Origin of the sequence: Bradyrhizobium sp. STM 3557, assembly GCF_045571465.1 — a bacterium.
Classification (GTDB): Bacteria; Pseudomonadota; Alphaproteobacteria; order Rhizobiales; family Xanthobacteraceae; genus Bradyrhizobium.
The window spans coordinates 1-11,978 of record NZ_CP120697.1; the positions used below are offsets into that span (position 1 = coordinate 1).

General features: G+C 64.0%; 7 protein-coding genes and 1 pseudogene. 7 read left to right on the forward strand and 1 reads right to left on the reverse strand.

Annotation, left to right across the window (positions count from 1 at the left end; translation table 11 throughout):
• The 6 genes and pseudogenes from dnaA (at position 1) to P6U24_RS00030 (ending at position 10,619) form a co-directional block, all read left to right on the forward strand.
• Positions 1 to 1,431 carry a chromosomal replication initiator protein DnaA gene (gene dnaA, locus P6U24_RS00005; RefSeq protein WP_407157185.1) on the forward strand — a complete coding sequence of 477 codons (1,431 nt, stop codon included), beginning with the start codon at positions 1 to 3 and terminating at the stop codon, positions 1,429 to 1,431.
• Positions 1,432 to 1,790: 359 nt separating this feature from the next.
• Entirely contained in the window at positions 1,791 to 2,909 is a 1,119-nt protein-coding gene (dnaN, locus tag P6U24_RS00010) for a DNA polymerase III subunit beta (protein ID WP_407157186.1), read from the forward strand.
• Between the two features lie 52 nt (positions 2,910 to 2,961).
• Positions 2,962 to 3,247 (forward strand): annotated as a pseudogene (locus P6U24_RS00015) (GIY-YIG nuclease family protein).
• A 70-nt stretch (positions 3,248 to 3,317) separates the two neighbouring features.
• Positions 3,318 to 4,460, forward strand: coding sequence for a DNA replication/repair protein RecF (gene recF, locus P6U24_RS00020; protein ID WP_407157187.1), 1,143 nt, complete (start codon positions 3,318 to 3,320; stop codon positions 4,458 to 4,460).
• 264 nt (positions 4,461 to 4,724) lie between these two features.
• Positions 4,725 to 7,160: a DNA topoisomerase (ATP-hydrolyzing) subunit B gene (gene gyrB, locus P6U24_RS00025; protein WP_407157188.1), complete on the forward strand. Its 2,436-nt coding sequence runs from the start codon at positions 4,725 to 4,727 to the stop codon at positions 7,158 to 7,160.
• A 156-nt stretch (positions 7,161 to 7,316) separates the two neighbouring features.
• On the forward strand, positions 7,317 to 10,619 hold the full coding sequence (locus P6U24_RS00030; protein ID WP_407157189.1) for an adenylate/guanylate cyclase domain-containing protein: 3,303 nt from the start codon (positions 7,317 to 7,319) through the stop codon (positions 10,617 to 10,619).
• A 74-nt stretch (positions 10,620 to 10,693) separates the two neighbouring features.
• Here P6U24_RS00030 and P6U24_RS00035 read toward each other — a convergent pair whose 3' ends face one another.
• Positions 10,694 to 10,966 (reverse strand): hypothetical protein, encoded by a 273-nt coding sequence (locus P6U24_RS00035; protein ID WP_407157190.1) that lies wholly within the window; start codon positions 10,964 to 10,966, stop codon positions 10,694 to 10,696.
• A gap of 632 nt (positions 10,967 to 11,598) precedes the next feature.
• On the opposite strand from P6U24_RS00035, the gene P6U24_RS00040 reads away from it, so the two are divergent.
• The gene (locus P6U24_RS00040) at positions 11,599 to 11,976 is read left to right on the forward strand and encodes a hypothetical protein (RefSeq protein WP_407157191.1); all 378 of its coding nucleotides are present in this window, start codon (positions 11,599 to 11,601) and stop codon (positions 11,974 to 11,976) included.
• Positions 11,977 to 11,978: the final 2 nt, after the last annotated feature.

An 11,978-nucleotide genomic window follows, 5' to 3' on the forward strand; every position in this document is an offset into this window, starting at 1 on the left:
ATGACAAATTCGGAACATGATCGCTGGTCTCGCGTCAAAGGTCGCCTGCGCTCGAGCGTCGGTGAGGACGTCTACACCAGCTGGTTCGCACGTATGGATCTCGAAGCCGTTCAGGACGAGAGCGTCCATCTGTCGGTTCCCACACGCTTCCTGAAGAGCTGGATTCAAGCGCACTATGCCGAGCGCGTGCTGTCGTGCTGGCAGGCGGAGATGCCGGAGGTGCACCGCATCGATCTCACCGTGCGCTCGGCCATGCGTCAGTCGACGCCGGTCAAGGAAGCGCCGGCGCCGGTCGAGACGCGCCGTCCGGAGCGCATCGAGAGCCGGCCGGCGGCCGAGCCGCGGACCACCATGGCTGCGCCGATCGCAACCACCCATGACGCGCTTGGCGGCTCGCCGCTCGATCCGCGCCTGACCTTTGCAAGCTTCGTCGTCGGCCGTTCCAACACGCTCGCGCAGGCCGCCGCACGCCAGGTCGCCGAGGGTCGCCGCGGCGATCCCGTGATGTTCAACCCGCTCTACATCCATGCCGGCGTCGGCCTCGGCAAAACGCATCTGCTGCAGGCCGTGACCTGGGCCGGCAATGCCGGCGGCGAGCGCAAGGTGCTCTATCTCACCGCCGAGAAATTCATGTACGGCTTCGTCGCGGCGCTGAAGACGCAGACGGCGCTGGCCTTCAAGGAGGCGCTCCGCGGCATCGACGTGCTGGTCATCGACGATCTGCAATTCCTGCAGGGCAAGTCCACCCAGGCGGAGTTCTGCCACACGCTGAACGCGCTGATCGATGCCGGCCGCCAGGTGGTGATCGCGGCCGATCGGCCGCCGTCCGATCTCGAAAGCCTCGACGACCGCGTGCGCTCGCGCCTTGCCGGCGGCCTCGTTGTGGAAATGGGCACGCTCGGCGAAGATCTGCGGCTCGGCATTCTCAAGTCGCGCGTTGCGGCGGCCCGCGTGCATCACGCGAGCTTCGACGTTCCGGAGCCGGTGCTCGATTATCTCGCCCGCGCCATTACCCATAACGGCCGCGACCTCGAAGGCGCCATCAACCGGTTGCTCGCGCACTCCAAGCTCAACAACCAGCCGGTCACCTTGGAGATGGCCGAGCGCGAGGTGCGCGACCTGATCCGCCCCTCGGAACCGAAGCGGATCAAGATCGAGGACATCCAGCGTGTGGTGGCGCGGCAGTACAATGTCAGCCGCTCCGACCTGTTGTCCTCGCGCCGCACCGCCAATGTCGTCCGCCCGCGCCAGGTCGCGATGTACCTCGCCAAGACGCTGACCTTGCGCTCGCTGCCCGAGATTGGCCGCCGCTTCGGCGGACGCGACCACACCACCGTGCTGCATGCCGTGCGCAAGATCGAGGGGCTGGTCGGCAAGGACACCGCGCTGTCGGAAGAGGTCGAATCCCTCAAGCGCCAGCTCCAGGAGTAGTCCGCTCCGCTTATGAGCATGATCCGGAAAGTGGAAACCGGTTTTCCGAAAAGATCATGCTCAATCAAGGAGATGATCGCATCATGATCTCAGGGGGGCGCGGACAGAATGTCCGGCCCCCCTGCGGCATCATTGATCGCCGGCCTCCCGGCCGCGCCGAGCCGGCCGGAGCCGCCGAAACCTTGGAAATGGCGGGCGCATCCCTTGCGCTCGTGCCCCATCCGCGCCACTTTACGGTCCCCCTGCGCCCCGACTGAACCAAGGGTCTGATCGGGAGCGGGGTGTCATTGGCCGCGGCGCTGCTCCAGCCCGCCGGCACCTCCGAACGACATGCTCTGTAGGAACGGGCGGGTATTACAATGAAGGTCACCGTCGAACGCGCGCAACTCCTGAAATCGCTGGGTCACGTCCATCGCGTGGTCGAGCGGCGCAACACCATTCCGATCCTGGGCAATGTCCTGATCCGCGCCGAGAACGCCCGGCTTGCGCTGAAGGCGACCGACCTCGACCTCGAGGTGACCGAGACGCTGCCCGCCGAGACCGCAACCGCAGGCTCGACCACGGTGCCGGCCCACATGTTCTACGACATCGTGCGCAAGCTGCCCGATGGCTCGCAGATCGTACTGGAGAGCGACGGCGAGCGCGCGGTGCTGGCGATCCGCGCCGGCCGCTCGCGCTTTACGCTGCAGACACTGCCGGAAAGCGACTTCCCGGACCTTGCCGCCGGTGACATGACCCACGCCTTCCAGCTCGGCGCCAAGGATCTGAAGGATCTGATCGACCGCACTCAGTTCGCGATCTCGACCGAGGAAACCCGCTACTACTTGAACGGCATCTATCTGCATGCCGCCGGCAGCGGTGTGCAGGCCACCTTGCGCGGGGTCGCGACCGATGGCCACCGGCTGGCCCAGGTCGACCTGCCGCAGCCGCGCGGCGCCGCCGACATGCCCGGCGTAATCGTGCCGCGCAAGACGGTCGGCGAGGTGCAGCGGCTGATCGAGGACAATACCGGCGAGATCAAGATCGAACTGTCCCAGGGCAAGATCCGCTTCACGCTCGGCCAGGTGATCCTGACCTCGAAGCTGATCGATGGCACTTTCCCAGACTATGGCCGCGTCATCCCGCAGAACAACGACAAGGAGCTGGTCGTCGACAAGGGCGACTTTGCCGCCGCCGTCGACCGCGTCTCCACCATTTCGAGCGAGCGCGGCCGCGCCGTGAAGCTGGCCCTATCCGCCGGAAAGCTGGTGCTCTCGGTGACCAATCCGGACTCCGGCAGCGCCACCGAGGAGCTCGAGGTCGAATACGCCTCGGATGCGCTCGATATCGGCTTCAACTCGCGCTATCTGATGGACATCGCCGCCCAGATCGAGGGTGACGTCGCGGTGCTGCGGCTGGCGGACCCGGGCTCGCCGACCCTGATCCAGGACAAGAACAACTCCGCCGCGCTCTACGTGCTGATGCCGATGCGGGTTTAGGCCCCTCACCCGTCATGGCCGGGCTTGACCCGGCCATCCATCAAAAGAACACATGACTTACTGGGTGTACATTCTAGCAAGCAAGCCCGGTGGGACGCTGTACGTCGGCGTGACCAACGATCTCATCCGGCGAGTCTACGAGCATCGCGAGGGCTTGGCCGAGAGCTTCACCAAACGCTATGGCATCAAACGGCTGGTCTATTTTGAGCAGCACGACACCATCGCCGCGGCGCTTCAGCGCGAAGAACATCAAACATTGGTCTCGCGAATGGAAAATCGACCTGATCGTTGCAAGCAATCCAGACTGGCGCGATCTATATGATGAGATTGTCCGCTGACGCGGACGATGGATTGCCGGGTCAAGCCCGGCAATGACACAGTTTCGGTTCTGTCGCGCCGCGCCTCTCCATGACCCCTTCCCGTATCCATCGCCTGGCGCTGACGCAGTTTCGCAGCTATCGCGCAGCGAGCGTGGAAACGCACGCCGACATGGTGGCGCTGGTCGGCGCCAACGGTGCCGGCAAGACCAATTGCCTGGAGGCGATCTCGTTCTTCGCGCCGGGCCGGGGGCTGCGCCGTGCCACGCTGGAGGACGTCGCCAACAACCAGGGCGACGGCTCCTGGGCGGTGTCGGCTGAAGTCGAGGGCGCGCTGGGGCTGACCGTGCTCGGCACTGGTATCGAGCCGCCGCGCAGCGATGCCAACACGACTCGGCGCTGCCGGATCGACCGCGAGCCGGCAAGCTCGGCTGCAGCTTTCGGCGACCATGTCCGCATGGTCTGGCTGACGCCGGCGATGGACGGGCTGTTCATGGGCTCGGCGTCCGAGCGGCGCCGCTTCTTCGATCGCCTGGTGCTGGCGATCGACAGCGAGCATTCCAGCCGTGTCTCGGCACTGGAGCGCGCGCTTCGCTCGCGCAACCGGCTGCTCGAGGTGCGCAATTTCGACGACCATTGGTGTGACGCGATCGAGCGCGAGACCGCGGAACTGGCGGTGGCCGTCGCCGCGAGCCGCGGCCACACCGCGGTCAAGCTCGCCGCCATGCTGCGCGCGCGCGGCGCGGCCTCCGCCTTTCCCTCCGCTGAGATCGCGCTCGACGGCTGGATGGAGAATGCGCTGTTGTCGGAGCCCGCGCTCGCGGTCGAGGACCGCTATCGCGCCATGCTGCGCGACAATCGCGCCCGCGATGCTGCCGCGGGCCGCACGCTCGACGGCCCGCATCTGACCGACCTGCACGTCGTCTATGCCCCGAAGAACATGCCGGCGCGCGATGCCTCGACCGGCGAGCAGAAGGCGCTGCTGATCGGCCTGATCCTCGCGCACGCGACGCTGGTGGCGGAGACCACCGGCATCGTGCCGCTGCTGCTGCTCGACGAGATCGTCGCCCATCTCGATCCGGCCCGCCGCGCCGCCTTGTTCACCGAGCTTGGCACCCTCGGCGCGCAGGTCTGGCTCACCGGCGCCGATCCGGCCGCCTTCGCCGAGCTCGGGTCTGCAGGCGAGATCTTCGACGTCGATGCGGGCCGGATCACGCCGCGCGCGATAGGCTGAGCGACATCACCAGACGTCATCGGCAGCCGCTTCGCGCGCCCAAAAATCGGGCGTTTTGCGCAGCCAAAACGGGCCGCCGAATCGTGCTGCGGGAGGCGACAAATCCGGCCCTCAAGCGGCTTGAAAAACCGTTAAAAAGCACCATCTCTTCAATATCTTAATGACTGCCACTTTGCGCTAGGCGCGTGGCCTCTTTCATGGCACAAAGGCGCCTGTCAGCATCTCCTGCGCAGCGCTGAACCGAGCATCCCTCAAAGGCCTCACATGACCGAACCTGCCCGGCAATCGATCGCCGAAACCGAGCCTGCAATCGCGAGCGAATACGGTGCAGAATCGATCCGGGTGCTGAAGGGCCTGGATGCCGTGCGCAAGCGGCCAGGCATGTATATCGGCGACACCGATGACGGCTCCGGCCTGCATCACATGGTCTACGAGGTCGTCGACAACGCGATCGACGAGGCGCTGGCCGGCCACGCCACAGCGGTCGAGGTGATCCTCAACCCCGACAATTCCGTCACCGTGCGCGACGACGGCCGCGGCATTCCCGTCGACATCCACAAGGAGGAAGGCGTCTCGGCGGCCGAGGTCATCATGACCCAGCTGCACGCCGGCGGAAAATTCGACCAGAACTCCTACAAGGTCTCCGGTGGCCTGCACGGCGTCGGCGTCTCCGTCGTCAACGCGCTGTCGAGCAAGCTGCAGCTGCGCATCTGGCGCCAGGACAAGGAGCACTACGTCGAGTTCGCTCATGGCGATGCGGTGGCGCCGCTGAAGGTGGTCGGCGAAGCCAAGGGCAAGCGCGGCACCGAGGTGACCTTTCTTGCGTCCACCGAGACCTTCAAGAACGTCGAATACGACTATGCAACGCTCGAGCATCGGCTGCGCGAGCTCGCCTTCCTCAATTCCGGCGTCAACATCGTGCTCTCCGACATGCGCCACGCGGTCGAGAAGCGCGAGGAGATGCGCTACGACGGCGGCGTCGAGGAGTTCGTCAAGTATCTCGACCGCAACAAGAAGGCGATCATCCCCGCGCCGATCATGGTGCGCTCGGAATCCAATGGCATCGGCGTCGAGGCCGCGCTGTGGTGGAACGACAGCTACCATGAGAACGTGCTCTGCTTCACCAACAACATCCCGCAGCGTGACGGCGGCACCCATCTGGCCGGCTTCCGCGGTGCGCTGACGCGCCAGGTCAACGGCTATGCGGAGGCCAACGCGAAGAAGGAAAAGATTGCGCTGACCGGCGACGACTGCCGCGAGGGTCTCACCGCAGTGCTGTCGGTGAAGGTGCCTGATCCGAAATTCTCTTCGCAGACCAAGGATAAACTGGTTTCGTCGGAAGTCCGCCCGGTCGTCGAGAACGTGCTGAACGAGGCGCTTGCAGCCTGGTTCGAGGAGCACCCGACCGAGGCCAAGACGGTGGTCGGCAAGGTGATTCAGGCCGCTGCCGCGCGCGAGGCCGCGCGAAAAGCGCGCGAGCTGACCCGCAAGAGCCCGCTCGCGATCTCCTCGCTGCCCGGCAAGCTTGCCGACTGCCAGGAGAAGGACCCGGCCAAGTCCGAGCTGTTCATCGTCGAGGGCGATTCCGCCGGCGGCAGCGCCAAGCAGGGCCGCAACCGCGAATTCCAGGCGGTGCTGCCGCTGCGCGGCAAGATCCTCAATGTCGAGCGCGTGCGCCCGGACAAGATGCTCTCGAGCGAACAGATCGGCACCTTGATCACCGCGCTCGGCACCGGCATCAGCGACGATTTCTCGGTCGACAAGCTGCGTTATCACAAGATCATCGTGATGACCGACGCCGACGTCGACGGCGCCCACATCCGCACGCTGCTGCTGACGTTCTTCTACCGGCAGATGCGCGAGATCATCGATCGCGGCCATCTCTATATTGCCCAGCCGCCGCTCTACAAGGTCACGCGCGGCAAGTCCGAGCAGTACCTGAAGGACGAGCGCGCGCTGGAGGATTATCTGATCGCCGCCGGTCTCGACGACTGCGTGTTCAAGACCGCCAGTGGCGAGGACCGCAAGGGCCGCGATCTGCTCAGCTTGGTCGAAGATGCCCGCCTGATCCGCGGCGTGCTGCGCAACCTGCACAGCCGCTACGACCGCAAGGTGGTCGAGCAGGCGGCGATTGCCGGCGTGCTGCGCCACGAGGTCATCGCCAATCCGGAGACGGCGGAGGCGGCCGCCGGCTACATTGCCAGGCGGCTGGATGCGCTCGCCGACGAGGTCGAGCGCGGCTGGATCGGTCATTTCACCGAAGGCCACGGCTTCACGTTCGAGCGCACCGTGCGCGGCGTAAAGGATGTTGCCGTCATCGACGATGCCCTGCTCGCCTCTGCCGATGCGCGCAAGCTCGACGAATACGCGCCGCGCCTGCAGGAAGCCTATGCACGGCCGGGCGTGCTGCGCCGTGGCGAGACCGAGACCGTGATCCACGGTCCGGTCGACCTGTTCGAAGCGGTCACCGATGCGGGCCGCAAGGGCATCACCATGCAGCGCTACAAAGGTCTCGGCGAGATGAACCCGGACCAGCTCTGGGAGACCACGCTCGACACCGAGGCGCGCTCGCTGCTCCAGGTAAAGGTCAAGGAGGTCGACGAGGCCGACGACATCTTCACCAAGCTGATGGGTGACGTGGTCGAGCCGCGCCGCGAGTTCATCCAGGACAATTCGCTGAGCGCCAACGTCGACGTGTAATGGCGATCACCGGTGCATCACGTCGAGACCTACCAAGCCAGTTAGGGAACCTAACGCCGCTGTGGGCGCTTCATTTCGCTTAGCTTCTCGCCCTGGCTGAGCTACGATCCATACCCTATCCGCAACCGGCGGACCCCAAAGGTGGTGGAGCGCCCGATGGACGTCGCAGACTGGCTCAAGAAGCTGGGACTGGACCAGTACGCGCCGCAGTTTTGCGACAATCACATAACGGGCGATCTGCTACCGAACCTGACGGCCGACGATCTCAGGGATCTCGGTATCAATTCCGTCGGCCATCGTCGTCGATTGCTCCGCGCAATCGGACTCCTGCGCGACCAGCCAAGCGGCGATACGCTTGCAAGAGCGGAACGGTCGCCTGCGGAGCAGCGCGAAGCTGCTCCGGGCGAACGCCGGCAGGTCACGGTCCTGTTTGCGGATCTCACGGGGTATACCGCGCTGAGCAATCTGCTCGACGCCGAGGAGATCGAGGGCATTCTCACCGCATTCTTCGAAGTCGCCGACGCCGCAATTATCGAGTACGGCGGCACGATCGACAAGCACATCGGCGACTGCGTCATGGCCGTGTTCGGCGCTCCCGTAGCGCATGACAATGATGCCGAGCGTGCGGTCCTTGCGGCGCTCAGAATCCGCGACTCGGTTCCAATGCTGCACGAGCGGCTCGGTCGCGACATCGGCGTGCATGTGGGAATCGCAAGTGGCGAAGTCCTGGCGAGCCAAGTGGGAAGCGCGCGTCACAAGGCCTACACCGTCACCGGCGAGAGCGTGAATCTTGCATCGCGCCTGACTGATCACGCGAAGAGCGGCGAGGTGCTTCTGTCGTCCTCCGTTTATCGTGGCCTGCAGGACCGGCTGGACTGCGAGGATGTGGGCGACATCGACGTGAAGGGATTGGACTCGCCGGTCAGGGCCTGGCGATTGTCCGGTACGCGGCGCGCCCCAGTCGGCAACCGCGCATTCGTGGGGCGGGCGAGCGAACTCAATCAGTTTGCAGCGGCAATGGCAACCTGCCTCGAGATCGGTCGGGGGCGCGTCATCTACCTGCGCGGTGAAGCCGGTCTCGGCAAGACCCGCCTGGTCGAGGAGTTTCAGCGTCTTGCGCGACGGGATGGCTTCACATGCCATAGCGGTCTGGTGCTCGACTTCGGCAATGGAAGCGGCCGCGATGCGGTGCGTGCGGTCATACGTAGCGTCGTTTTGGGAGGAGGTGCCGAGCCGTCCGTGGATGATGTCGGTCGCGAAACGATCAGTGCGGTCGTCGATGCCGGCCGGATCGATGCGGACCACGCGATCTTTCTATATGACCTTCTCAACGTCCCTCCGCCCATCGAATTGCGTGCGCTGTACGATGCCATGGACATCGGCACGCGGAGCCGCGGCGTCTGGACCACCATCAGGCAGCTCGTCGCCTCGGCGGCCAGCGCCAACACTATGCTGATCGTGATCGAGGACCTGCATTGGGCCGATGATTCGGTTCTCGCGCAGATTTCGGCCCTCGCAGAGGCGACCAGCGACTGTCCTCTTTTGCTCGTCCTGACCTCGCGCAATATCGATGACCCCTTGGCGCGAGGCTGGCAGCCAGGTGGCCCGATCCTGACGATCGATCTCGCACCGTTGCATCACGAGGAGGCGCTGGGATTCGCGCGGACCGTCTTCGGACAGATGGGCCCTTTCGCCATGCGCTGCCTGGAACGCGCCGCCGGCAATCCACTGTTTCTTGAGCAGTTGCTGCGCAATGCGGAGGAGCACGCCGACGGCGCCGTTCCGGACTCCGTTCAAAGCCTGGTGCAGGCCCGAATGGATCGGCTCGCGCCTTCGGACAAGCAGGCATTGCAGGCGGCATCCGTGTTCGGCCAGCGCTTATCCCTTGGCGGGCTCCGCGCCTTGATCGAGGACCCGCTTTATGCTCCCCGGATGCTGATCGAACATGCCCTCTTGCGGCCGCATGGAGATGAATTTCTGTTCGGCCACGCCCTGATCCGGGACGCAGTCTACGCAACGCTGCTTCGCTCACGACGGCGAGAGTTGCATAGGCGCGCCGCAGCGTGGTTTGCGGAGCGGGATTTCGCGCTTCACGCCCAGCATCTGGATCGGGCGGAGGATCCGCGTGCGCCGCAAGCCTATCTTGCAGCCGCGCGAAGCGAAGCCGCGCGATATCGCTATGAGCAGGCGCTTACGCTTATCGCGCGTGGCGCCTCTCTTGCACGAGACCTGCAGGACCGTTTTGCGTTAGCGTGCTATCGTGGAGAATTGCTGCACGACATGGGCGAGGTTGCCGATGCCCGCGCAGCCTACGAGGTAGCGCTGCAACAAAGTCAGAATGATGCGGACCGATGCCGCGCCTGGCTTGGCGTCGCGGCCGTCAAGCGGGTCACCGATGACCTGCCGGGCGCGCTTGCAGACATCGAGCGGGCAGAGGATGTTGCGACGCGTCTGTCATTGGGTGGCGAAGCCGCGCGCGCGCATTTCCTGCACGGCAATCTGCTGTTTCCGCAGGGCGACTTGGAAGGCTGCCTCCGCGAACATCGGTCCAGCCTCGAGCTGGCGCGAGAGGCGGGATCTGCGGAGCTCGAAGCCGCAGCGCTTGGCGGGCTCGGCGATGCCGAATACGCGCGAGGCAGGATGCTCAGCGCGCGCGAGCATTTTGCAAATTGCATTGAACTGTCACGCCGTCACGGCTTTGGCCGCATCGAGGTCGCAAATCTTCCGATGTTCGCGTTCATGCGCTTTTTTGCGGGTGAGATAAGAGCCGCACTCAGCGAGGCGCTCGCGGCTATCGAGATGGCGGCCAAGGTCGGACACCGTAGGGCGCAGACCATCGCTCACCATGCCGCCTACCATGCCCGTCATTCGCTGGGTGAGTTCTCGGCCGCGCGGGCGAACGTCGAGGCAGCGCTGCAACTGGCGCGGCAGCTGAAGGCGCGACGGTTCGAGGCGGAGGCGTTGGCATTCGCAGCGGAGCTCGACCGTCTAGCCGGATGCCGGCTGGAAGCGCTTGCGGCGATTCGCGAAGCCCTTGCGATCAGCGCGGAGACCGGCATGGCGTATTTCGGACCTATCTACTACGGCATCCAGGCCCTGATCGAGGAGGACGAGGCTCGTCGCAGAGCGGCCCTGTCAGACGGCGAGGCATGGCTCGCGGGCAATGTCGTCGCACATAATCACCTGTTGTTTCGCAAGGACGCGATCGAAGCATCCCTATTGCTTCGGGACTGGGATGAAGCGGAGCGCCACGCCGCCGCTCTTGAGGATTTTGTGCGTCCCGAACCGCTGCCTTGGACCGGCCTTATCATCGCGCGAGCGCGCGCCTTCGCTGCTTTCGGCAGGGGATGCCGCGATGCGCAGCTTGAGGGCGAACTGCTGCGCCTGCAGATCGCAGGCGATCAGCTCGGGATTCGTCTTCCGAGCCTTTCCGAAGTCATCGGCCCGACGTCCGGCTGAAGCGGCGAACGACGCGTCGGATGAGCGATGCAGAACGCCGCACGTCCTTCCGAATTATGGACCGACCCGGTCGCCTACCTCCTGCCGTACTGGGCTTGATCGTAGGTCTGCAGGATGCGGACAAAATCGGCCATGCTGGATCGATCTCGGTTTTCGGCCATAACGGTAACCTGAGTATTGAACGCCGGCCGTCTCTCCGGCCAAAACCGCATCAGGAGATCGGTGACGTTTCTCATCGCGTTCTCTCCGCAGCCAAGTGTAGCAGTCGACACAAATTGCTGGAACGAAGGCGCTGCTCGCTCAGGAGAAAGGGCGGCGAGCGCTACGCCGCCGACCTCGCTCTGCAACTGCCGGCTCGCGGGGGCCGGTTCCGTTGCCCTTCACTCTGCAATCATAGCTACCATCGCGCACCCGGTTGGCGCCATTGTGCGCGTGTATGGAGGGAGCATACTGAGGTAGATAGGACCAATGAATCGGGATAAGCCGATCTGGCGATTTGGCCACGGCAAACGCAAAGACCGACGTTCTCGTGCCGGGAGCGCATTTTTTTGAACGATTTCCGGCTTGACCGACCATGCGTCGCGTCTCTGCCCTCACGGTTGATCGACAGCATCTATCAGCTCGTTTGAGCACTCTATGGGGCAGACCACAAATTCGCCAGGCGCTCGATACAATTTCACCTCTCATTTGGTATCAACTTTAGGCTGTGGATATGTTGTGCATATCATCGAGCCGATATTGCTCAACGGAACCCGACCCCAAATAGTTCAGCCATTGCTTTGACGCACTTTTCATTCGTTTGGGGCGCGTGTCGCCTATGCCAAGAAGAAGGACTCCGCTGGATCAACCGATCTCGCGAGAGAACCGAATCCAAAAGCTCCCTTGTAAGGATCTTCGCAACTTGCGTGGACACACGCCGACCCAAAGCGTTTTCATAGTGGGTCACTTTCCGATCCTATTTCAGAAGGAGAGTTGAACGATGAACGCGGTTCAATGGCTTGAAGTGGTTTGCCTCGGCATTGTGTTGGGAGCGCTCGGCCAGGGCGCGCGAACCATTGTCGGTCTGAAAAAACTCAACGACTATTCGGATGATGCCGACTCGACGACGGCCCTCATCGATGGCGTGCGGCTTCTGATTTCATTTGGCATTGGAGGCGTTGCCGGTGCCTTTGCGGCGATAACTCTGATAACGGATATCAGCAAGGTACCTTCCGAGCAGCTATTCGCCATTGCGGCCTCCGGCTATGCCGGCGCCGACTTCATTGAAGGTTTCATAACCCGGATTTCGGGCAGCCAGCCGAGCACTCGAACTGTGACGCGCGCTACCGCAGTTTCTTCCGACGATGCCGTAGGATGATT